Annotated in this window: 25 protein-coding genes, 2 tRNA genes and 1 pseudogene; 15 read left to right on the top strand and 13 right to left on the bottom strand. The window is 41.0% G+C overall.

Annotated elements, in window-relative coordinates; translation table 11 throughout:
- The first annotated feature begins 12 nt into the window (after positions 1-12).
- The 7 genes from HGD77_RS10335 to HGD77_RS10305 are packed head-to-tail and all read left to right on the top strand — an operon-like array spanning position 13 to position 4,446.
- A complete protein-coding gene (locus HGD77_RS10335) occupies positions 13-384 on the top strand; it encodes a DUF4845 domain-containing protein (RefSeq protein ID WP_004279063.1) in 372 nt (123 codons plus the stop codon).
- Positions 356-1,054: a ribonuclease III gene (gene rnc, locus HGD77_RS10330; protein ID WP_004279062.1), complete on the top strand. Its 699-nt coding sequence runs from the start codon at positions 356-358 to the stop codon at positions 1,052-1,054. Before HGD77_RS10335 ends, rnc begins: the two co-directional genes overlap by 29 nt.
- Complete coding sequence (era, locus tag HGD77_RS10325; protein ID WP_004279061.1) at positions 1,054-2,082, top strand: GTPase Era; 1,029 nt, start codon at positions 1,054-1,056, stop codon at positions 2,080-2,082. Before rnc ends, era begins: the two co-directional genes overlap by 1 nt.
- Before the next feature lie 38 nt (positions 2,083-2,120).
- On the top strand, positions 2,121-2,318 hold the full coding sequence (locus HGD77_RS10320; protein ID WP_005263469.1) for an NF038104 family lipoprotein: 198 nt from the start codon (positions 2,121-2,123) through the stop codon (positions 2,316-2,318).
- Positions 2,319-2,329: 11 nt separating this feature from the next.
- On the top strand, positions 2,330-3,040 hold the full coding sequence (gene recO, locus HGD77_RS10315; protein WP_005263466.1) for a DNA repair protein RecO: 711 nt from the start codon (positions 2,330-2,332) through the stop codon (positions 3,038-3,040).
- Positions 3,041-3,053: 13 nt separating this feature from the next.
- Positions 3,054-3,779: a pyridoxine 5'-phosphate synthase gene (pdxJ, locus tag HGD77_RS10310; RefSeq protein ID WP_004279058.1), complete on the top strand. Its 726-nt coding sequence runs from the start codon at positions 3,054-3,056 to the stop codon at positions 3,777-3,779.
- A 13-nt stretch (positions 3,780-3,792) separates the two neighbouring features.
- Positions 3,793-4,446 carry a tRNA-(ms[2]io[6]A)-hydroxylase gene (locus tag HGD77_RS10305; protein ID WP_004279057.1) on the top strand — a complete coding sequence of 218 codons (654 nt, stop codon included), beginning with the start codon at positions 3,793-3,795 and terminating at the stop codon, positions 4,444-4,446.
- Between the two features lie 194 nt (positions 4,447-4,640).
- Here the strand turns inward: HGD77_RS10305 and HGD77_RS10300 are convergent.
- Positions 4,641-4,716 (bottom strand) — tRNA-Asn (locus tag HGD77_RS10300).
- A 236-nt stretch (positions 4,717-4,952) separates the two neighbouring features.
- Between HGD77_RS10300 and HGD77_RS10295 the strand changes: the two genes are divergently transcribed.
- Positions 4,953-5,408 carry a hypothetical protein gene (locus tag HGD77_RS10295; RefSeq protein WP_004731657.1) on the top strand — a complete coding sequence of 152 codons (456 nt, stop codon included), beginning with the start codon at positions 4,953-4,955 and terminating at the stop codon, positions 5,406-5,408.
- Between the two features lie 35 nt (positions 5,409-5,443).
- On the opposite strand, the gene HGD77_RS10290 is transcribed toward HGD77_RS10295, so the two are convergent.
- The gene (locus HGD77_RS10290; protein ID WP_004279054.1) at positions 5,444-5,881 is read right to left on the bottom strand and encodes a PaaI family thioesterase; all 438 of its coding nucleotides are present in this window, start codon (positions 5,879-5,881) and stop codon (positions 5,444-5,446) included.
- 267 nt (positions 5,882-6,148) lie between these two features.
- On the opposite strand from HGD77_RS10290, the gene HGD77_RS10285 reads away from it, so the two are divergent.
- Entirely contained in the window at positions 6,149-7,495 is a 1,347-nt protein-coding gene (locus HGD77_RS10285) for an MATE family efflux transporter (RefSeq protein ID WP_004279053.1), read from the top strand.
- A 63-nt stretch (positions 7,496-7,558) separates the two neighbouring features.
- Here the strand turns inward: HGD77_RS10285 and HGD77_RS10280 are convergent, their stop codons facing one another.
- Both HGD77_RS10280 and map read right to left on the bottom strand, forming a co-directional pair.
- Positions 7,559-8,794 carry a pyridoxal phosphate-dependent aminotransferase gene (locus tag HGD77_RS10280; RefSeq protein ID WP_004279052.1) on the bottom strand — a complete coding sequence of 412 codons (1,236 nt, stop codon included), beginning with the start codon at positions 8,792-8,794 and terminating at the stop codon, positions 7,559-7,561.
- Between the two features lie 254 nt (positions 8,795-9,048).
- The gene (gene map / locus HGD77_RS10275; protein WP_138742588.1) at positions 9,049-9,876 is read right to left on the bottom strand and encodes a type I methionyl aminopeptidase; all 828 of its coding nucleotides are present in this window, start codon (positions 9,874-9,876) and stop codon (positions 9,049-9,051) included.
- 206 nt (positions 9,877-10,082) lie between these two features.
- On the opposite strand from map, the gene rpsB reads away from it, so the two are divergent.
- From rpsB to HGD77_RS10260, 3 genes are all read left to right on the top strand, one after another.
- Positions 10,083-10,829, top strand: coding sequence for a 30S ribosomal protein S2 (gene rpsB, locus HGD77_RS10270; protein WP_004279050.1), 747 nt, complete (start codon positions 10,083-10,085; stop codon positions 10,827-10,829).
- Between the two features lie 142 nt (positions 10,830-10,971).
- Positions 10,972-11,847: a translation elongation factor Ts gene (gene tsf / locus HGD77_RS10265; RefSeq protein WP_004279049.1), complete on the top strand. Its 876-nt coding sequence runs from the start codon at positions 10,972-10,974 to the stop codon at positions 11,845-11,847.
- Between the two features lie 146 nt (positions 11,848-11,993).
- Positions 11,994-12,494: a DUF3465 domain-containing protein gene (locus HGD77_RS10260; protein ID WP_026056543.1), complete on the top strand. Its 501-nt coding sequence runs from the start codon at positions 11,994-11,996 to the stop codon at positions 12,492-12,494.
- A 33-nt stretch (positions 12,495-12,527) separates the two neighbouring features.
- On the opposite strand, the gene HGD77_RS10255 is transcribed toward HGD77_RS10260, so the two are convergent.
- The 7 genes from HGD77_RS10255 to HGD77_RS10225 all read right to left on the bottom strand — a co-directional run bounded on the left by HGD77_RS10255 (position 12,528) and on the right by HGD77_RS10225 (position 18,625).
- Complete coding sequence (locus tag HGD77_RS10255; protein ID WP_005106461.1) at positions 12,528-12,983, bottom strand: DUF962 domain-containing protein; 456 nt, start codon at positions 12,981-12,983, stop codon at positions 12,528-12,530.
- A gap of 240 nt (positions 12,984-13,223) precedes the next feature.
- The gene (locus HGD77_RS10250) at positions 13,224-13,838 is read right to left on the bottom strand and encodes a septal ring lytic transglycosylase RlpA family protein (RefSeq protein WP_004279046.1); all 615 of its coding nucleotides are present in this window, start codon (positions 13,836-13,838) and stop codon (positions 13,224-13,226) included.
- A gap of 287 nt (positions 13,839-14,125) precedes the next feature.
- Positions 14,126-15,127 (bottom strand): lytic murein transglycosylase B, encoded by a 1,002-nt coding sequence (gene mltB, locus HGD77_RS10245; RefSeq protein WP_005265760.1) that lies wholly within the window; start codon positions 15,125-15,127, stop codon positions 14,126-14,128.
- A gap of 304 nt (positions 15,128-15,431) precedes the next feature.
- Positions 15,432-16,085: a hypothetical protein gene (locus tag HGD77_RS10240; protein WP_004645603.1), complete on the bottom strand. Its 654-nt coding sequence runs from the start codon at positions 16,083-16,085 to the stop codon at positions 15,432-15,434.
- A 19-nt stretch (positions 16,086-16,104) separates the two neighbouring features.
- Positions 16,105-16,920 (bottom strand): NADPH-dependent 7-cyano-7-deazaguanine reductase QueF, encoded by an 816-nt coding sequence (gene queF, locus HGD77_RS10235; protein ID WP_005265759.1) that lies wholly within the window; start codon positions 16,918-16,920, stop codon positions 16,105-16,107.
- The gene (locus HGD77_RS10230; RefSeq protein ID WP_004279041.1) at positions 16,920-17,693 is read right to left on the bottom strand and encodes an ABC transporter permease; all 774 of its coding nucleotides are present in this window, start codon (positions 17,691-17,693) and stop codon (positions 16,920-16,922) included. Before HGD77_RS10230 ends, queF begins: the two co-directional genes overlap by 1 nt.
- On the bottom strand, positions 17,690-18,625 hold the full coding sequence (locus HGD77_RS10225) for an ABC transporter ATP-binding protein (protein WP_005265758.1): 936 nt from the start codon (positions 18,623-18,625) through the stop codon (positions 17,690-17,692). Before HGD77_RS10225 ends, HGD77_RS10230 begins: the two co-directional genes overlap by 4 nt.
- Positions 18,626-18,814: 189 nt before the next feature.
- Between HGD77_RS10225 and HGD77_RS10220 the strand changes: the two genes are divergently transcribed.
- Positions 18,815-18,890, top strand: a tRNA-Arg gene (locus tag HGD77_RS10220).
- A 35-nt stretch (positions 18,891-18,925) separates the two neighbouring features.
- On the opposite strand, the gene HGD77_RS10215 is transcribed toward HGD77_RS10220, so the two are convergent.
- Positions 18,926-20,497, bottom strand: a complete 1,572-nt coding sequence (locus HGD77_RS10215; RefSeq protein WP_005265757.1) for a sensor domain-containing diguanylate cyclase — start codon at positions 20,495-20,497, stop codon at positions 18,926-18,928.
- Between the two features lie 225 nt (positions 20,498-20,722).
- On the opposite strand from HGD77_RS10215, the gene HGD77_RS10210 reads away from it, so the two are divergent.
- Positions 20,723-21,052: a helix-turn-helix domain-containing protein gene (locus HGD77_RS10210; RefSeq protein ID WP_168730809.1), complete on the top strand. Its 330-nt coding sequence runs from the start codon at positions 20,723-20,725 to the stop codon at positions 21,050-21,052.
- A 31-nt stretch (positions 21,053-21,083) separates the two neighbouring features.
- Positions 21,084-21,332 (top strand): annotated as a pseudogene (locus tag HGD77_RS10205) (hypothetical protein); the annotation flags it as partial.
- Here HGD77_RS10205 and HGD77_RS10200 read toward each other — a convergent pair.
- Positions 21,329-22,030, bottom strand: coding sequence for an IS1 family transposase (locus HGD77_RS10200; RefSeq protein WP_004282341.1), 702 nt, complete (start codon positions 22,028-22,030; stop codon positions 21,329-21,331). The pseudogene HGD77_RS10205 and the gene HGD77_RS10200 overlap by 4 nt on opposite strands.
- Positions 22,031-22,879: the final 849 nt, after the last annotated feature.

Raw genomic sequence — 22,879 nt, 5'->3', positions numbered from 1 at the left:
AGGAAAATAAAAATGAGACATCAACAAGGTGCTTCTTATATTGGGGTTTTAATTGCAATCGTGGGCTTTGCATTTCTTGCAAAAGTGGCGATTGCGGTGTGGGGACCATACTTCGATGATCGTATGGTAGATGGTGAGATTGAGGCGCTGTTAAAAAGTGCTCCAGCCAATATAACGCCAGAAAAATTCCGTCAACAGATGAGTCAGCGTTTAGAAATGAATAATATTCGTGATCTAAAGTTTGACGAAATTGCCAAAGTTACCAATACCGATGGTTTACAGGTGCACAAGAATTATGAAATTCGTAAAAATTTCATAATGAATATCGATTTAGTGATGAAGTTTGAGAAAGAGTTTGATCAAAGCACAGTCAAAGCTAAATGATGAACGTCTTGCCAAACGGATCGGCTATCAGTTTAAACAGGCTGATTTGCTGAAACTGGCATTGACTCATCGTTCAGTCAGTCATAAACACAACTACGAGCGCCTGGAATTTCTGGGCGATTCTCTTTTAGGGATGATCATTGCGAATTATCTTTTTAATGCCTATCCAAGCGAAAATGAAGGCCGGTTGACGCGTATGCGTGCAACCCTGGTTCGTCAGGAAGCATTAGGAAAAATCGCCAATGATTTAAAACTGAGCCAGAATTTAATTCTCAGTACCGGTGAATTGAAATCTGGTGGTCATCATCGTGAGTCTATACTGGCAGATACGGTAGAAGCCATTATTGGCGCAATCTATGTCGACTGCGGTGATCTCACTGTGCTAGAACCGATTGTGTTAAAATGGTACGAACCCTATTTAGATCATATTGAGCCCACAGATCAGCTTAAAGATCCTAAATCTCGCTTACAAGAGTATTTACAAGCACGTAAGAAACCTCTCCCAGTTTACGAGGTTGTAGATATTCAAGGTGATGCACCCAATCAGCATTTTAAAGTGGAATGCCAGATTGCGGGATTGCCGACTATGCAAGGCGAAGGCGCGAGCCGGCGTTTTGCTGAACAAGCCGTTGCGGCGGATATTTTGAAACTTTTGGAGCATAAGTCTTAATGACTACTCATTCCGATCACATTGATGCTGATCACGAGTCGCAAAGCGACAGTCACGACCTTATTAGTCAATTTTTTAGTGCGCAAGGCACCGAAATCCCATCAGATTATCGTAGTGGTTTTGTTGCTATTGTAGGTCGCCCGAATGTGGGTAAATCTACCTTAATGAACCATATTCTGGGTCAGAAACTTTCGATTACTTCACGTAAACCGCAAACCACACGTCATAAAATTGTGGGGATTGATTCACGTGAAAAATCTCAGGCAGTATTTGTTGATACACCTGGGATGCATAAAAAAGAAGTCCGTGCCATCAATAAAATGATGAACCGTGCGGCACATTCGGCTTTGCGTGATGTGAACCTGGTTTTATTCGTAGTGGATGCACAAAAGTGGACGCCAAACGATGACCTGGTTCTGGAAAAGCTGAAAAATGCTGAAATGCCAGTCATTCTGGTGATTAACAAGCTGGATACTTTTGAAAACAAGAACGAAGCTCTGCCGCTGATTCGTGAACGCGAAAAGCTGATGAACTTTGCAGAAATCGTACCGGTATCTGCGCTTCGTGGTGCCAATCTTGAACATTTGCGTGACACGATTGCCAAGTATCTTCCATTCCAGCCACCACTGTACTCGCTGGATCAACTGACCGATCGTTCAGAGCGTTTCCTGGCATCTGAAATTATCCGTGAAAAGATCATGCGCCAACTGGGTGAAGAGCTTCCATACGATTTGACCGTTCAGATCGAATCCTTCAAAACTGAAGAACCGGTCTTGAATGAAAAAACCGGTCGTATGAAGGCAGCCTGTACCTATATTGATGCCACGATTTTTGTCGATCGTCCGAGCCAAAAAGCCATTGTGATTGGCGAGAAAGGTGTCAAACTGAAGAAAATCGGTATGGATGCGCGTCTCGACATGGAAAAAATGTTCGAGCAAAAAATCATGCTAACCCTTTGGGTGAAAGTCAAAGGTGGCTGGTCTGATGATGAGCGTGCATTAAAAAGCTTAGGTTATAGTGATATCTAAGCGATAAAAATTTGTAAGACTCTTTAAGGAATGCCGTGATGATAAAAGTGTTAGCAGTAGTTGTATGTGTTTTATTCCTGCAAGGCTGTATTCATAAAGTGGTCACGGTTCCTGTCAAGGTGGCTTATAAAACCACAAAAGTCGCAGTCAAAGGTACTGCGGCTGTTGTGGGTGCAGTGATCCCGGATGGGGATGACGAAGAAGATGATAAAAAATCAAAAAAAGATAAGGATTAAAGTACCCGCTTATGCGTAATGAAGTACTGCATGGCTATTTGATTCATCATCGTAAGTACCGTGAACGCAGTCATATTGTGCATTTATTTACCCAAGAATATGGCAGGGTAGATGGTATTCTCAGGCAAATGCCACCACCACAGTATCAGCCCATTCGCTTGCAGGCTTCAGGTAAATCCGAACTCAAAAATTTTACTAAACTGGAAATTGTCAATCAGCCGATTTTCTTTTTTGGCGATGCCTTTTTCTCGGGTTTTTATTTGAATGAAATCCTGTTACGGCTATGTCCTTTAGAAGTCGAAATGCCGCAAACTTTTGCCAAATATGCTGAGACCTTGACTGCATTACAGCAATTATCCGCACAATCCAATCCAAATTTATATTTAAAACAGATCTTGCGTCAGTTTGAGCATGTTCTGCTAGAAGAACTCGGTTATGGTCTGGATTTTTCAGTAGATGCCAATCAGGTGCAGATTAATCCTGAGCAACATTATTATTTTCAGCTCAATGCTGGCTTTATGCCATCGGCTAAGGCCTTGCGCTCCACTATGTCTGGTCAACAGATTTTAAGTATGTTGACGCATGAAAATGGTGGGGATTTTAATCCGGAACAGTTACAATTACTGACGAAACTATATCGACAGGTGATCACGGCTTTGCTCGGTGATCGACCATTAAAGAGTCGACAACTCTGGATTCAAAACTCTCAATCTCAATCGTAGTTAGGAGAAGATTATGGCTGCATTACTTGGTGTCAATATTGACCATGTCGCAACATTAAGACAAGCACGTGGTACGACGTACCCAGACCCAGTCAATGCTGCATTGATCTGCGAACAGGCAGGGGCAGAAGGCATTACCTTGCACTTGCGTGAAGACCGTCGTCACATTCAGGATGACGATGTACGTCGTATGCGTCCTGTGTTAAAAACCCGTATGAACCTTGAGTTGGCGATAACGGATGAAATGATTGCCTTTGCCAAGGAAATCAAGCCACAGCATGTTTGCTTTGTTCCTGAAAAACGTCAGGAAGTGACCACTGAAGGTGGTTTGGATGTCGTGGGCAATTTTGATGCTGTAAAAGCAGCGACTCAAGAACTGGCAGCCATTGGTTGTGATGTATCTTTATTTATTGATGCTGATTTTGCACAAATTGATGCAGCAGTTGCTTGTGGTGCACCGACGATTGAGATTCACACAGGCGCCTATGCCGATGCAGAAACTCCAGAAGCGCAACAGGCGGAACTTGAACGTATTATCAAAGGTGCTGAATATGCTGTATCTAAAGGTCTGGTGGTGAATGCAGGTCATGGTTTAAATCTGGATAATGTAACGCCAATCGCCGCGATTCCGCAGATTCATGAGCTCAATATTGGTCATTCTTTAATTGCGGATGCGGTATTTGTCGGTCTGGCACAAGCGGTTCAGCAAATGAAAGCCGTGATTAAGTCAGCGCGTTAAGATTAGAGTAATTATGTCGAATATTAATTATGATGAACTGATGCAGCCAGTGATTGCTTTCCTCGGTTGTGAAACACCGCAAGCATGGCTAGATATGGCGGTCGAAAATCTTGAAATCTTAATGCAAGATCATGCCAACTGTGAAAAAAAAGCAGCTAGCACTGCCATGAACCTGATGTTCCGCTATAGTTATTTTGTTGATCTACAGGTGAAGCTTGCGCAGCTGGTACGTGAAGAAATGCTGCATTATGAGCAAGTACTTGAATTGATGAACAAGCGCGGTCAGGCTTGGCAGAACTTGAGTGCAGGGCGTTATGCTGGTGGTTTACGCAAAGAAATCCGGACTTTTGAACCTGAAGCCTTGATTGATGTCTTGGTGATTGGTGCCTTTGTGGAAGCACGTTCCTGTGAGCGTTTCTACGCACTTGCTTCGCGTGTTGATGATGAGTTAGCACGTTACTACCGTTATCTGCTCAAGTCCGAATCTCGCCATTTTGAAGACTATCTGGCTTTGGCGATGGATGTGGCAACCACGGCGAAACTGAAAAATCCGAAAGAGGATATTCAGGAGCGAATCTTGCATATTCGTGAAGTTGAAAAACAGCTAATTCTCGCGCCTGATGAAACTTTCCGTTTTCATAGCGGTGTGCCGGCTCAAGCGGCTTAATCTCGGTGACAGCTTAAAAATCCTCCATCTATGGGGATTTTTTATATCTCGAAATTTTAAAAGAGGGGTATTTATATATCGAGTTTTATGAGGGATTGAAAATAATTATTTATTTTAAATATTTGAAAATAACAAGCCGTCAAATTTTAAGTAATAAAAAAGCCCACTTCATTATGAGTGGGCTTTCTTGAATTTGGCTCTCCAACCTGGGCTCGAACCAGGGACCTGCGGATTAACAGTCCGTCGCTCTACCGACTGAGCTATTGGAGAATCTGAAAGCGATTATAGAGAGATTTTGACAGGGGTCAAGTAAAAATTATCATATTTATTATAAATACAGCCTGTCTGTTTTTAATTTAGGCAATTGCATAAATTTCACGAAAAATACTTGTCAGAATAAATTTCACTTGCTAGATTAAAACCATAAAGTCGTTTGACCAAATGGTCAAACAGTGTGGATTTAAACCTACTTGCCAGCACAAAAATGGCTAAACCGGAGACAGCGAATGAATACGCTCAGCATCCCTCAAATTTTCTCTCAACTGGCTTATTATCAAGAAAACTATCTGCAAATTATTGCTGATCCTGCACAGTATTATATCCCGGTTAAAGACGCTCATATCACGCTATGGCCCTTGGCGCAAAAATCACTTTATTTAGGTGATTTGCTGCAATTATGGTTTGCAGAAAAATGGTTGGTAGAAACTGAACGTCAATTTAACTTTGAAGTTTTCCTGAATGCAGACTATCTGAAAGAGCGAGACAAAGATCTTTATATCTATGCCATTTCTGGGAATCTTTTGACGGGAACCAATCAGTCTAAAGCGTGGCAAGCCTCAATAACACAAACACAAGATGTGGAATTAGCCAATGTTTCCAAGCATTATTTTGAGTTTCAAGGCTTAACTCGACCACGCTTGTCATTTGTTGAAGCGGGGCAGGCGAAAAGCAGTATTATTTAAATGAATTACCTGATGAGTTGTGCAGGCTAGCAATTTCATTCAGTCCGAATAATCATACAGGTCGCAGTGGCATGAGCATACAGGCGACCTTCTTCATCCAGAATCTGACCTTCAGAAATACCTAAATTTTTACTGAGATTAATTGATTTTCCTACGGCTTTCAGTGGCTGATTCTGAGGTATAGGGCGGCACATCTTTACATTCAGATCAATGGTGCCATAACCGACACCTGCTTCAAGTAAAGTATGAATCGCGCAGCCTGTCACGGTATCCAAAACGGTTGCAGCAAAACCACCATGGACGCCGCCAAGCGGATTTAAATGTCGATGATCAGCTTTGACCTTAAATTCTACATGTCCGCTTTCAATCACTGCTGGTTGCATCGACATGGTTTCGCTAATACTTGGGGCCGGGATTTTTTCATCACGCATCGCTTCCAGTAATGCTAAACCGCTCATTTCTTTTGGGTTCATTGTACTTTTCCTTTCATTATTCTTGAGTTATTGAGGTTTAATTCAAAATTGTGACATCGATAATAGCAATCTGGTATAGGAATGGCGGATTATTTTGTAAGAAGTGCATTGCCTGCACCTGAGTAAAATCATTTTTATAAAAAATAAGAAATAGAATAATTTATGGCACGATACTGGTATACATTTCTAATGAAATATCTCAGATCTAAATAATCTGCCAAAAAAAACGAATCTTATAAAAGAATTAAAAAATCGAGTGATAGGGTGATGAAACAGTTTCTGCATCTTTGGGTGCCTATTTTTCTCAGTAATGCCATTATTATGCTCAGTAGTTTGTTCGACGTGATTTTTCTATCACATTTTTCACCTCAGCATGTGGCTGCATTGGCAGTCTGTTTGTCTGTTTATTCTTTGTGCTTTGTGACGGGTATTGGGGTGTTACAGGGCATGATGCAAGAGCTGGCAGAAGCCAATGGACGTCAGGATTATGCGGATATACAACGTATCGTGAAGCAAAGTATTTTGATTGTACTGGTGATTTCTGCTGTTGCGATGTACTTGTTTAATCATGCGACTCCTTTACTTTATTTTTTAAAGGCAGATGCGGCCTTACAGGCATTGATTGTGCCATGTCTGTGGCTGTTGGCTTGGACGATTCCAGCGCATTTATTGTTGCGTATTTTATATATTTTCACCCAAGCCTGTGGGCAGGCTAAGCGTGTGTTTTACGCCAATATGATCTATTTACTGCTCAAAGTGGCTTTGGCTTATGTCTTGATTTATGGCATTGAGGGTTATGTTACAAGCTATGGGGTTGAAGGTGCATTCATGGCACATTTAATTGTGCAGTGGGTACTGTTGTTTGTTTACTATTTTTTCTTCCTTGAGCAGAAGTTAAAGATCCAGTGGTCTGGTGTTTTCTTTCACTGGCAGACTTTGTTGAAAATTTTAAAAATTGGATTGCCCAATGCGGTGGTGACTTTTGTGGATGTATTTGCCATCAGCGCGATTGCTTTGCTGATCTTGCCTTTGGGTGACATTGTAGTGAATGCACATCAGGTGATGCTTGGTTTATTGGGCCTGATGTTTATGTTGCCGATGTCGATGGCATCCGCCTTCGGTATTTTGGTGTCGACTCAAATTGGTGCGGAGCAGATTGATGCTGCATGGCAACTCAGTAAGCGGGCACTGATGGCTGTGATGCTAATAGCTATCGTTGTCGTGTTGACTATTTGGGGCTTAGATAGTTGGATTGTGGGGTTATTTAGCAATGATGCGCAGGTGATTGCATTAGCCTTGGCATTGATCCTGTTAATGTGTTGGATGCATATCTTTGATGCGCTACTGGTGATTAGTTTGGCAATGCTACGTTGCTGGCGAGAAATTGTCAGACCGATGTTTATTTTTATCAGTACCGTGCTGGTCGTGGGCTTAGGTGGTGGTTGGTATGTGACGTATCATCCAATGACACTGTTCAATTGGCAAAGCAATGCATTGGGGATTCATGGTTTTTGGTGGATGTTGAGTATTGCGTACACGATTGCAGCAAGTCTATGTTTTGTTTGTTTGCTCATTAAATACTTGAGCTATAAGCGAATACGACTCACTGTTTAATACATGTTGAAGAACATAAAAAAACCCGCGAAATTCGCGGGTTTTTTTATCTAGGAAGCTAGATTATTTTGCAGCTTTTTCAGCTTCGATTGAAGCAATCGCAGCATCAACGCCTTCGATAGAATCAGCAGCTTTCTTGATACGAGCAAGGGCATCTACCAGTACTTCGTCAGCAGTAGCGTAAGAGATACGCATAAAACCGCCAAGACCGAATGCATCGCCAGGAACCACTGCAACGCCAGTCTCTTCCAGTAACCATGCAGAGAATTCTGTGCAAGATTTAAGACCTTTGGCACGAATCAACGGTTTGATGTTGGCATATGCATAGAATGCGCCATCAGCAGGCAAGCAAGAAATACCGTGAATATCATTCAAGCCTTTCACAACTAGGTCATGACGACGTTTGAATGCTTCAATCATTGGTTCAAGAACGTCTTGAGGACCATTCAATGCAGCTTCAGCAGCAACTTGCGAAATAGAAGTTGGGTTAGAAGTTGATTGAGACTGGATCTTTTTCATTGCACCAATCAGTTTAGCAGGGCCCGCTGCGTAGCCGATACGCCAGCCAGTCATTGCATAAGCTTTAGACACACCGTTTAACACAATCGTGCGGTCATAAAGGTCTGGAGCAACAGTTGCGATGTTGTAGAACTCGTCATCCCAACGGATTGGTTCATACATGTCGTCAGATGCGATAAATACTTCTGGGTATTTACGAAGTACGCCAGCCAGCGCTTCAAGCTCAGCTTTAGTGTAGATCATACCTGTAGGGTTAGATGGGCTGTTCAATACCACTAGACGTGTTTTGTCCGTGATTGCAGCTTCTAATTGTTCAGGGGTGATTTTGAAACGTTGTTCTTCACCACATTTCACAATAACTGGTACGCCTTCAGCGATGATCACCATGTCCGGGTAGCTTACCCAGAAAGGTGCAGGAATAATCACTTCATCACCTTTGTTTAACAAAGCAAGTGCCAAGTTAAAGAATGATTGCTTACCACCACAAGAAACCAGAATCTGGTTTGCTGCATAGTCTAGGTTATTGTCGCGTTTGAATTTAGCAATAATGGCTTTTTTAAGACCTGGCGTACCGTCAACAGCGGTGTATTTGGTGAAACCGTTGTTAATCGCTGCAATTGCTGCATCTTTGATGTGTTGAGGGGTATCAAAATCTGGTTCACCTGCGCCCAAACCAATCACGTTGTGACCTGCAGCTTTTAATTCAGCAGCTTTGTTGGTCACAGCAAGCGTAGGGGACGGTTTGATGGCATTCACACGATCAGAGAGACGTACGTCCACGGCAGTATTCCTTCTTATAGGGATTAAAAAATAAAAAGCACATTATCTTAGCCTAAAATGGTGCAGATAGGGCAAAAGAATTTGGAAAACTTTAAGGAAAAAATGGTGTATTGACCGAACTTTATCTTGAATTTCGATGCGCTGGGAGCAGGCGAGGAGAGACTTGTTACATCTCGGTCATGCATATTGATGCATGAAATATAAAATAAAAATGGCCACTTTAAAGTGACCATTTTGTGTTGTTGATGTTGTGGTTACGCACTAAAGCGTGACAAATCTTCGTCCGGGCGTGCTGTTAAAATTTCCGCGCCGGTTTTAGTCACCAGAATTGTATGTTCATATTGTGCCGACAATGAGTGATCTTTGGTGACCACTGTCCATTTATCACCGAGTAATTTGGTTTTCCAGTCGCCGCCATTGACCATTGGCTCAATGGTAAAGGTCATGCCTTCTTCAAGCACCATGCCAGTATCTGGTTGACCATAATGCAGCACTTGCGGTTCGTCATGGAAAGTCGTACCAATACCGTGACCACAATATTCACGTACCACGCCAAAACGCTCAGATTCAACATACTGCTGAATGGCATGACCAATATCGCCAATAGTTGAACCCGGTTTTACAGTTTCAATACCCCGGTACATGGCTTCTTGCGCTACCTTACATAGACGGTTGGCAAGAATTGAAGTTTCACCACCCACGATATACATCATGTTGGTGTCACCATGGTAGCCATCTTTAATCACGGTCACATCAATGTTCAGGATGTCGCCTTTTTTCAATTTTTTACTGTCTGATGGAATGCCGTGACACACCACATGGTTTACAGAAGTACAAATAGTATGTTGGAAGGCAGGTCGACCCGGTGCAGCGCCATAGCCTAAGCATGCAGGAATTGCCTGTTGTTGATTGACAATATAGTCATGACAAATCGTATCAAGTTCCAGAGTGGTGACACCTGGAACAATATGCGGTTTGATCATATCCAAAACTTCTGCCGCCAGTCGCCCTGCCACACGCATTTTTTCAATTTCGTCAGAGGTTTTGATGAGTCGACGTGGAGCTTGGTAAGTGTTGTTCATGATCTCTAAAAACTTTTGGAAATTTGTGTGTGACTATGGTATAAATAGCCGCCCATTTTATCAAATGCTTTTTCGTGAATAAATTTCACGGGCTTTGTGCGATGAGGCAAAAAATCCGCACATATATCGACACATTACTCTGGGTGCCCTTTAGGGTGGAGAATGCGGGTATATGGAGGCCTAACCCAAACTTTAAGGTAAAGAAAATGGCAGATTACAACGTAAGCATGCGCGACCTTCTTCAAGCTGGCGCGCACTTTGGTCACCAAACTCGTTTCTGGAATCCAAAGATGCGTGATTACATCTTTGGTGCGCGTAACAAAATTCACATCATCAACCTTGAGCACACTGTTCCTGCGTTAAATGATGCTTTGAACTTTGCTAACAACTTGGCTAGCAAAAAGAACAAAGTTTTGTTCGTTGGTACTAAACGTGCAGCTTCTGCGATCATCCGTGAACAAGCTCAACGCGCTGGTCAACCATATGTAGATCACCGCTGGTTAGGTGGTATGTTGACGAACTGGAAAACACTTCGCCAATCTATCAACCGTTTAAAAGACCTTCAAACTCAATCTCAAGACGGTACTTTCGCTAAGCTGACTAAACGTGAAGCTCTAGAGCGTACTCGTGAGATGGAAAAACTTGAGCGTGGCTTAGGCGGCGTTAAAAACATGGGTGGTTTACCTGACGCATTATTCGTAATCGATGTTGATCACGAAGCGATTGCAATCAAAGAAGCTAAGAACCTTGGTATTCCTGTAATCGGTATCGTTGATACAAACTCTAACCCAGACAACGTAGACTACGTTATCCCGGGTAACGATGATGCGATCCGTGCAGTAACACTTTATGCTTCTGCTATGGCTGATGCGATTCTTGCTGGTAAAGAATATGCTCAATCACAAGCAAATGCACAAGCTAAAGCAGAAGAAGCTCCAGCTTCTGAGGCTTAATGCGTTTGACGCTAGCTTGTCATTTTTGCGACATGTGATGGTGGCAAAGTAAGCGTTATGTATGCAGGCGGCCCATGAGAACTCCTCTGGGCCGTTTCTGTTCTAAAAAGAATTCATTTTCTACCGAATTTAGGAGATAAACATGACTGCAGTTACAGCAAGCATGGTTAAAGAATTGCGCGATCGTACTGGTCTTGCAATGATGGAATGTAAAAAAGCTTTGACAGAAGCGGGCGGCGACGTTGAACTGGCGATCGACAACCTACGTAAATCTGGTCAAGCTAAAGCTGCTAAAAAAGCAGGTAACATTGCTGCTGACGGCGCAATCACGATTGCTCAAGACGGCAACAAAGCACTTCTTCTAGAAGTTAACTGTCAAACTGACTTCGTTGCAAAAGACGAAAACTTTGCTGGTTTCTCTGCGAAAGTTGCTGCTGCTGCACTTGCTGCAAACGTAACTGATCCTGCTCAAATCGCTGAATTGAAACTAGAAGATGGTGCAACTGTTGAAGAAGCGCGTATCGCTCTTGTTCAAAAGATCGGTGAAAACATCCAAGTACGTCGTGCGAAAATTGTTGAAGGCGAAAACCTTGCAGTTTACAAACACGGTCTTAAAATCGGTGTTGTTGTTTCTTACACTGGTGATGAAGCTACAGGTAAAGGCTTGGCAATGCACGTTGCTGCGTTCAACCCAGTTGCTGTAAATGCTGAAGGCGTTTCTGCTGAGCTTATCGCGAAAGAGAAAGAAATTGCTGAAGCGAAAGCACTTGAATCTGGCAAGCCAGCAAATATCGTTGAGAAGATGGTTGTAGGTTCTGTTGAGAAATACTTGAATGAAGTTGTGCTTGAGCGTCAAATGTACGTAATCGACAACGACAAGAAAGTTGCGGACGTTCTTAAAGCAACTGGTACTACAGTTGCAAACTTCGTTCGTTTCGAAGTTGGTGAAGGCATTGAGAAAAAAGCAGAAATGAGCTTCGCTGAAGAAGTTGCTGCTGCTCAAGCTGCTGCAAAATAATTCCTGAGGAATTAGAAAAAGCCCTATCTGATTGATGGGGCTTTTTTATGCTGGTCTATTCTTCATCAGCAATTCAAGAGCAGGATTTGGGTCTAGTGATAGAGCTCAGATCATGTATTCATCATTTAATAAAAAGTTATAAAAAAATGCCAAATAAAACCAATCTGGGCATCGGGGCAATCATTATACTGTTGATTGCTGCTTATCTGGGCCTGGATCTACAGCAATCCCAACCACTTGTTCCATCCGCATCTGATGCTACAACTGAAACGCTTCATTCAGAGCCTAATTTAGTACCCTCTCAAACGACTGATGATCTGGACCGAATTGCACGGGCGTTTCAACAGCGCCAGAGTGATCTACAAGTGCGTTCAAGCGGGCAGGTGATTGCCGTTTTGCCAGATGATCATGAAGGATCGCGCCATCAAAAGTTTATCCTCGAATTACCAAATGGCCAAACTGTACTGGTTGCACATAATATCGATCTGGCACCGCGTATTCAGAGTATTCAAAAACAGGATCAGGTCGAGTTTTATGGAGAATATGAATACAGTGACAAGGGCGGGGTGATTCACTGGACGCATCATGACCCTGCGCGAAAACATGTCGATGGCTGGTTAAAACATCAAGGAAGAACCTATCAATAAGGTTCTTCCAATTGGATAAATCGAATATGGCGTTTAAACGCTCATAATTGCGCTGTTATGGCGCGATTTCCAGTTCGGTAGGATTTTACCTAAATAGGCATCCATGCACCAAATTGGGCCAATGAGGAGGAATTGGAGGTCTTTGAAGAACGAAGGCTTTTTACCTTCCACTTTGTGCCCATAAAATTGGCCAATCCAGGCTAAGACAAACAGGGCAATAAAGAAACCGGTACCGACTGGCAGAATCCAGATGAGCCAAGCCATCACCAGCGTTAATACAGCCATCGCTACTGCCAAAACAAGATCTAGGCGTGCATAGAAGATAAAAGCCAAAACCAGTAGCAGGGTAGTCAGCAAAGCGCTGAAATGCGCTAGAATGCCAATAATCGAAAAATAGATGGTCGGTACGCAAACCCAGTGAATCAGCTTATTGGTTTTATTTTGATGGCTGTCACTATATTCATCAAACCATTCAGATATTGTTTTCATTCTTCGCTCCATTCCATGAACATGTTTTGCTTATCTGGAAATATAAAGCAGAATCCGGATATGGTCAAAAGTTAATCATGCAAGCGAGCGAATTTTATCAGGCAGGATGAGCCTACCAAAATTTTCTTGAAAGAACTTTAAGATAGGGCGGAGCAGGAGCGTTTATATTCTTCTAGAAAATGAGCACAATAAAAAAGCCACATTGCTGTGGCTTTTGTTAAATGTGTTGCAGGTCAAATCTTAAGAATTTGGACCAGCGACACGTTCAATACTGACTTTTGCAGTACCTGCACTGGTAATACCCAACTGTTTCGCAGCACCGTAAGATAAATCAACAACACGGTTACCATGGAAAGGACCGCGGTCATTTACTTTAACCACGACGCTCTTGCCGTTATTGCGGTTAGTTACGCGAATATAGCAGTTCAATGGCAGGCTACGATGGGCAGCTGTCATTGCGTTCATGTCAAAGGTTTCACCGCTTGCAGTTTTACGGCCGTGGAATTGACGACCATACCAAGACGCTGTACCTGTCTGACTGAATTTACGTACAGTATTAGAAGCCACTGTATTCAGTTTTTCAATCACTGAAGGCTCTTCTGCAGGAAGTTCAATTTTCGCTGCAATGGTTTCACGGCGAACTTTATCGCCAGAACGCTCAGTGATTGAAAGGCTGTTCAAATTTGTGAAATTTGAATTGAAGCTTTGAGCTTCTTTATTGAGTACTCGCGTTGCAAGACGCGAATTGTCATTTTCATTGGTGAATGAAGATGACGGAACCATATCTGCCTGTGATTGCGTCAGCGTGACGATCGTGGCAATGGCCATAAAAGACTTCAAAATTGAAGAATGCATCGAATCAACTCCTAACAGCATATTTATTGGTTGTTCATAAATGGCTGAAAAACCATATAAACATGCCTGATATTTAACTTATGCAACTACATTTAACGAAATGGATAATATTCATGCCGACAATACCCTGTCTAGTGTTTAATTAAAATAGTTAAAAAAGAACGCAAAATAAACAATGAATGATTAAAAAATAATCAATATTGTAACATGATATTAAAATTGCTTAAAATACGTACAAATTAACCTATAAAAATGTTGACTTTCATAATTTATATTAATTTTCAGTGTTAACGGCTGGTAATTTCGGTACCTAATAGCCACAAAGCAGTAGCATACATACGGCTACGATTATAAGTGGTAATCACTTGAAAATTTGGATAAGTGATGTAGTAAATCGAGCCATAATTCTCTTGTAATTGAATTACATTGACCAGATCCAGATCGTCAATTTTTACGATTGGATTCATTGGGCTGATGCCTTGCGTTTTTAACACACCATAAGGTATAGGTTGAGTCAGATCTTTGGCAATCACGGCATCGGGATTTGAACCGGTATAACGTGCCGGAAAGGCAATGGGCTGATTACGCTGCCAGCCGTGCTGTGCCAGATAGTTGGCAATCGAACCAATCGCATCTACCGCTGAGTTACGCAGGTCAATATGACCATTGCCATCGTAGTCCACGCCGAATTTTGGAATGTTGCTCGGCATAAACTGCGGATAGCCAACAGCGCCGGCATACGAACCCACCACAGAAGAGGTGGCAACACCATCTCTATACGACCAGGCAATTAAAGCAGCCAGTTCATCCTGAAAATACTGGGCACGACGTTCATAGCCAAACCCTAAGGTTGCTAGGGCATCACGAGTGACAAAAGAGCCCTTGTTGCTACCAAAACCGGTTTCTACACCTAAAATGCCCAGAATGATCGCCTGTGGTACACCAAACTGCTGTTCAGCACGGTTAAGCGTTTCTGCATATTGCTGTTTAAAACGTACGCCGCGCTGAATGGTAGATTCAGCCAGGAAGTTAGTTTTATACGAATACCAAGGCTTACTTTCACCTGGGCGATTCATGATATTGATAATATTAGGCAAATTACGCGTCCCGCTCATGGCGGAATCTACTTGCTGGGCACTCAGCCCATAGCTCTGCATGGCGTTCTGCTTAAAAGCGGCATAAGAAGGGTGATATTGGAAATCGTTGGCCAGACTCAAACTGCTGAGACCAAATGCGGTAAGTGCGATTGAAAGCTGCTTAAACTTTTTATAAAAATCCGATTTCAACATCTTGCTACGATTTCCAGTTTTTTTGATGAGTTGCTGGCGATGTCATTTGAATCATGCCATGAAAAAGATTGATAAATTTTTTCAATCGTGGGGCTTAAAGTGCCAGATTAAAGATAACATTCGGATGAATAAGAGACCTAGCCGCTTATACAAAAATAGCGATGGATTGGCTATTTTTACGGCAGTCTGTCTTATAGAGCCGCTTATCTGTAACAAGCTATTTCACTGATCATAAAAAAGCCTGACCGAAGTCAGGCAAATTCCTCAAGATTTGTAGAAAATCTTGAAACCATGCTGTGCAAAACTATTCTGTATAGAACAAAGTGTCGTGATATTCGGCCATGGCGCGCAGCTCATCTTTATTCAAATTCAGAATGATTTTATCTGCTGCCATATTGATGGCCTTGATCACTGCAGATGCGCCAATATCTGCTGCCTTACGTTTGATCATGCCAAGATCCAGGGTTTTATTAAAGTCGACCATAAAATGTCGGACTGTTGCTTCACCAAATTGTTTGTACAGGTTACTGAACGCTTGTTTATCGATACTCTGACCGGCTTTAAGTTCTGCATAATGATGTTTTAAATTCGTCACCAGATTGGCATCCAGTGACTCACCAATGCGGAAATGTCCTTCAGGATCTTTAAACAGACTGCGCTCAGAGAATGCAATTGATTCTCTGACCACATCGTTCGGCGCTTTACTCAATAACTGCTTCAGCAAAACCGCAACAGTCGACTTGATATAGCCAGCCAGTTTTTCCGCAGTATCACGTTTATCGCTGGCAGGAAAGCGACGCACCAGCTCGGTGAGAATCGCATCAATAATTTCATCATTAATCATCAATGCGGTTTTATCACGCAATGGGTAAAGCGGCTCACTTGAATTTTTGTTTTTTTGTGCAGTCTGAATTGTATTTAAAAGCTCTGCAGAAGGAATAAACCCAAAAAATGGCATTGTTCAACCTCAATGTTTTTTATTGTCGCGCTAAACGAATAGGGCGAGGCATCCATGTTAAATCCGATACACGGCAAGGGTTGATATCCAATCCACCACGGCGTGTATAGGTTGCGTAGACCATCAGCTTTTCTGGTTTCAGTTGCTGCCAGATATCGGCAAACATCTGCTCCACACATTGTTCGTGGAAACCATTATGCTGACGGTAGGAAATAATATAAGCTAAAATACTCTTATAACAAGGTTTTTTACCCTGATAACGTATAAAAACTGTTCCCCAGTCTGGCTGGCCAGTGACTGGGCAGTTACTTCTGAGTAAATGTGAATATAACTGGATTTCGCCTTCTGCTACATCATCCGCATCCAAAGCCAATAAACTTGCATCTGGATGATTTTCCAGACGCTCAGGTGTAAGCTCATCAATACAGATACCTTCCGGCTTGCTAATCTCTAGCTCATCGATCTGAAACAGTTGCAGTTTGACTTCATCTTCAGCTGCAGCAGATAAATCTTTTTCGACCGTCGTGATAAAGGCATCTTGAGATGCAAATTTGGCAAAATTCAGACTATTGAAATACAGCTTCAAGGATTTGGATTCAATCAGATTCGGCGAGGACGCTGGCAAGCTAATGCGGCCAATGGCGACTTGCGGCACACCGGCTGAATTTAACCAGGAAATTTCAAACACATGCCACCAGTCAGCACCTTGCTGAATCGCTTCGACATGTGCGTATTGTTCACGGGCAGGCGCGCGCGAAATCGGAAACAGAACATCAGGCTGATATTCTGTCGGGTAATTGGTGTCTTTACCAAGGAGAGATTGTTCTACACTCATTATTCACGCATTCCTGAACCACGGGAGAGTAAATGATAGGCCACTGCATACAGCACGGCACAACATAAGGTAATCACGGTCAGTGAAATGGCAACATTGACATCGCTATGTCCTAAAATGCCATAGCGGAAAGCATTGACCATATACACGACAGGATTAATTAAAGATAAATTTTGCCAGAATGGGCTTAAGCTCGAAATAGCATAAAACACACCACCTAAATAGGTCAGTGGCGTTAACACAAAAGTCGGGATGATCGAGATATCATCGAAAGATTTGGCATAGACGGCATTGATAAAACCACCCAAGGAAAACAGCAGGGAAGTAATCAAGACTGTATATATAGTCACAAACCAGTTGGTGATGTATAAATCGGCAAAAAATAAGCTCACGGCACTGACAATAATCGCAACTAATATGCCACGAATCACACCACCCAATACATGACCCCATAAAATGGCATGCATCGGTACAGGACTCATAATCAGTTCTTCAATGCTTTTTTGAAATTTTGAGCTGAAGAAACTAGATGAGACGTTGGCATAGCTGTTGGTGATCACGGCCATCATAATCAGACCGGGCACAATGAACTCCATATAACTATAGCCGCCCATTTCTCCAATGCGTGAGCCGACCAGATTACCAAAGATCACGAAGTACAGGCTCATGGTGATTGCAGGTGGCAACAGGGTTTGTGGCCAGATGCGCATAAAGCGACGCACTTCTTTATAGATAATGGTATATAAAGCTACGCTGAGCTGATTAATGTTCATTGCGCAGCTCCATCCAGATTTTTCTCGACCATTTTCACAAAAAGTTCTTCCAGACGGTTGGATTTATTGCGCATACTGCGCACCTGAATATTCTGTGATTCCAGCAACTGGAACAGATCATTTATGCTATGTGCCTTGTCCATAGTGATTTCTAAGGTCATCGGATCGATCAGGTTAAATCGCACGCCGATAATATCCAGATGTAAAGGTTCAATCGGTTCGGCCAGATCAAAAATAAACGATTCTTCATTGAGCTGACTCAGGAAGCTTTTCATGGTGGTGTCTTCTTTAATCACACCGCGATCGATAATCGCAATACGGCGACACAGCATTTCCGCTTCTTCTAGATAATGCGTGGTCAGAATGATGGAGGTGCCTTTTTCATTCATCTCGTTCAAAAATTCCCACATCGAACGACGCAACTCAATATCAACGCCAGCTGTCGGTTCATCCAGAATCAGCAGTTTCGGTTCGTGCATCATGGCACGCGCAATCATCAGGCGACGTTTCATCCCGCCGGATAACATGCGGGCCTGAGTGGAACGCTTTTCCCATAAACCCAGTTTGGTCAGATAAAGCTCCGCCCGTTCCTGTGCAATTTTTTTAGGAATGCCGTAATAGCCTGCCTGAGTCACCAAAATATCGAAGGTTTTTTCAAACTGGGCAAAGTTGAATTCCTGAGGCACTACGCCTAGGCACTGTTTGGCCTGAGAGGGGTGGATATCCAGATTATGACCAAAAATTTCGACTGTACCGGAGGTTTTTTTTGTTAATGAGCTGATAATACCGATGGTAGTAGATTTTCCTGCGCCATTAGGACCCAATAGCGCATAAAATTCACCTTCTGGTACATTTAAGTTAATTCCTTTCAATGCCTGAAAGCCATTGCGATAGGTCTTTGACACATCCCTTAAGATCAGTGCATCAGTCATGAATATCTCAAATGGTGAAAAGTTGAGATATTGTGAGTGATCTCGCAAAATAAGCCAAGTGATTCACACGCAATTCTGTGTTGCTGTTTTGGAACATTGTATAAAGCTTAAGCATAAAAATGATGAAGTTAGAGATAGTTGCTTTACCTTATGCTTTTTTTGTTATGATGTGCGCGATCCAAAAAAGATGCGCTCATAGCTCAACTGGATAGAGTACAGGTCTCCGAAGCCTGTGGCGTGGGTTCGAGTCCCGCTGAGCGCACCATTTATTTAATCTATAAATCTGAAAAATAAATCAAATTAGTAACGCACACAGTTGCGGCCATCATCTTTCGCCCGATAAAGATTGTTATCGGCAATTTTCAAAACGTCTAGAATATTTTTAGAACTGTCTGGCCAAGAAGCAATACCAATCGAAATGCTGATGAAACCTATGTTGTGAATTTCTTTACATGCAATCTCTTTTCTGAACCTTTCTGCACTTTCATAAACTTCAGTAAGATTGCTGTTCGGTATAATAATGATAAATTCTTCACCGCCATAACGGCAGCAAATATCATCTTTACGAAATTTTTGCTGCATCGTCTTGGCAATATGCTTTAAGACAACATCACCTTGATCATGACCGTAATTGTCATTAATGTTTTTAAAATGATCAACATCCATCAGAAGCACTGAAAAAGGGATGTTCATTTTCATGTTTTGAGTCATGACATAATTCAAACCACGACGATTCATCAAGCCGGTTAAAGGATCTGTATTAATATGATGATCCATCTTGCTCATTTGTTGTGAAAATTTTCGAACACTCAGCAGTAGGGCTAACTTGAATTTTGTGACCTCATAGTACCAGGGCTGGATATCCTTAATTTTTGAGCCGATTTCTGCCTGATTCAGTAAACTCGCCATATCTGCCAGTTGGTTCAATGGGGCCGAGATAGAATCAGACAGTCGCCATACAATATAAAAAACAAGCAGATAAAATAAAAAGAATCCTGCGGCTAATTTATAGAGGATAGAATTTGCCTGTTTAAGTAAGTCATGGGTAGGTTGCTGGGAAACCACGATCCAGTTTGAAGTCGGAATATGAGAAAAACCTGCCAGATTATCAACGCCCTGGCTGTTGATTAAACGAATTTGACCATTTTTATGCGCATGCATATATTCCAGACTAGTATTATTGCTGGCCCATTGCCCAATTCTTTCACGATCCGGATGAAAAATAATTTTATTTTCATTGTTAATCACATACATATAACTATTCTTATAATTTTTATAAGTGGTTAGAAGCTGATTAATTACATTTTTTTCTTTTAAATAAATCGCTGAACCGATGAAGCCCTGATAGTGATTTGACTTGTCAAAAATAGGTTGAGATATAAACACGATCATGTTTTTTTGCACAGAAAAATAGGGTGAAGATATATAAGTCGATTTTTTATGGAGAGAGTCAATAATCCCTTGAGTATGTTGTATTTTGCTTTTATCAATATTCAGAATATTCGGTGAAAAATTGATTAGTCTGCCTTGAGTATCACTGATTACGACACTGTTATAATGTTCAGACTGATATTTTAATTTATTGACCTCGGCTTCTCTCAGCTCATTGTTATTAAAGTCTTGACCTAATATCTTGGCACTATAGTCCAGTTCAAGAAGCATATTTCTAAAATGGTTGTCTGTGCTTAATGCAATTTTATGTGCATGGTCAGCATTTAAGGCAAGGGAATTGTCGATTAACTGATTTTTGACGATCTGATAGCTAATAATGAGAGAAATAATAAAAAGGCTAGACACACTAAAAATAGCCAATAAAAGTATTAACTGCCTTAAATTGAGATCAAGGTGTTTCCTAAAATTATTAGCTGACATAAAAAATTAGATATATCTCGATGTATTTATGAGCATTGTATTGCATTTATATTCAATAGACTTCCGTCATAAATCAAAAAACGTACAATTTATTTGATCTTAAATTAATCAGCAAAATTATTTAATTCAAGAGATAATCCTTGGATGAAATTCAAAGATATTCAAAAATTATCAAACGTTAAGTTTCGTAGGCTTACCGGTGTTAGTTGGGCTACATTTAACCTCATGTTGGCCGAGCTAAATAAGCATTTACCTCGTCATATTGGTAAAGGACGACCGCATAAATTACCGTTGGAAGATCGTTTGCTCTTATGTATAGAATATTGGAGAGAATATCGAACATTTTTCCATCTTGGTATGAGTTACGGTGTATCTGAAACGAGTGCAATTCGTATCACACGGGTTATTGAAGATACCTTAATCCGTTCTGGAAAATTTAACTTGCCAAAACAACTTCCTAATCGAGATGAAGTGGATTGGGAAGTTGTTGTGATTGATGCAACTGAAATATTAGTTCAACGTCCAAAAAAAACAGAAGAAATGGTATGGCGGTAAAAAAAAGCGACATACCTTTAAATTTCAGCTATCTATGCACTATACAACAGGTGAAATACTGAGTGTATGTGGAAGTCATGGAAGCATGCATGATTTTAAAATATTTAAAAAAAGTATGAGGAAATTAAAATTTAAGCCCTTTTTTATCGTTGATAAGGGGTATTTAGGGATAAAAAAATTGGGTTTTGGATACCTCATGCCATCTAAAGCAAAGAAAACTGAAAAATTAGATTCTGAATTAAAAAAGTTGGTGGTGTTTCAAAAAGTATGCTGGCATTAAACGAATCCATTATTGATATAAAAGAACACTAAATCAAAGGCTTTGAAATGATTTTCAAGCTTTTTGGAGAAGTTGCAGCTTCTCCTAAAGCCTCGCCTGATTCGATGCCGTAATCGACAATTATTGCCTTCTATACCCACAGTGAAAAATTTACCAATCAACTGTTTGCATTCTTTAAAGGTCGTAACAAAGCTATCCCAATGGTCACTTGATATACATGTATAGCTTACACCTAACTGCTTCAATTTTAATTTAAGTCGTTTTGCAGTGGCTAAATCTCGGTTACCCCATACATAAGCAACAATTTCACCTGTTTCTCGATGATAGGCATAAATTAGCCATTGTTTATTTTGCTTATGACCAACAAAAGTCCAAAACTCATCTACTTCAAGGGTTTCATAATGACTTTGCTGTGCTCGAAGTTGATATTTTGATTGGCTAAGTGTCCGTAGAACTTTACCGATACTTACTCTTTCAATTTCTGCTATATCCCTGACACCACTGCCTCGCACCATGAGGTGTAATATTTTGGTTTTGATACCTGAGTGACAGCCTTGATAACTGAGAGCATGATCACCAATAAATTGACGTCTGCATATTTTACATTGGTAATTTTGCTTACCATCTACTTTTGTGCCATTTTTCTTTATACTGTCACTTAGGCAGGCTGGACACTTGATTTCTAGAGTTATTCGCATTTCTCTATTTTATCAAAATCCAACCTGCTTTTTTTCAGCATACTTTTTGAAACACCACCAAATTTCTATTAAGTAGGAGTTTTTATTTTGATCAAATTTAGAGTTTACAGATCGATTGCATGTAAATAGGGTAGCTTTGAAAAGCTGAGTAAGGTTCTGAATATTTAACTATGCTACAAATAAAAATATGACATTTAACGTTCAGAAAATCTATTCAATAATTTTGATCCGTCCCTCTACATGATGAAGTACTCAGACAAAAATATGGTTAATTGACCTTAATGAGGAGATTGAATTATCGCCAATTTTTGAAAATAACCTTTTAAAATTAGTCGTATAGATTCTATGACAGCAGTTTCTTTGAATATTGCGTCCTTTTCCGGAAGTATTTTTTCATAAAAAATCATATTCGAGTTTAAATTTTGAAGCGCTTATTAGAGGTTAGGAAAGAAAGTATTGAGCGGGCTATTCAATCGGAAATCGTATACTTAATAAGATATTTTTCTAGAAATCAATGAATTAAATAAAGATGATATAAATACAAAATTCTTCGGATGGCAAGCCATAAATATTCTAATCTGCTTTAAAAAAATGACAATTGAAATCTTGTATAAGTCTTCTTTTAGAAGTGTAAAAGGGTATTGTCGGCTAAAAAAATACTGTTATATTCAACTCATGGTAGGTCGTAAAATCAATAAGACGCTACCGATAAGTTGGACGGATCAATGACAGTTAGTTGAGTTTGATGTTTATCACCAGACAATAAATCTAGCACTAGCCATCCAACACAGAGCTCGCAGAAATGCGAGCTTTTTTAATGTCTGCACAATTCATTCAGTTTAATATTTT

The sequence above is a fragment of the Acinetobacter sp. NEB149 genome (genome assembly GCF_012516415.1).
Taxonomy (GTDB): domain Bacteria; phylum Pseudomonadota; class Gammaproteobacteria; order Pseudomonadales; family Moraxellaceae; genus Acinetobacter; species Acinetobacter lwoffii_V.
The sequence above is the reverse complement of the archived record's forward strand: the minus strand, read 5'-3'. Positions and strand labels throughout refer to the sequence as shown.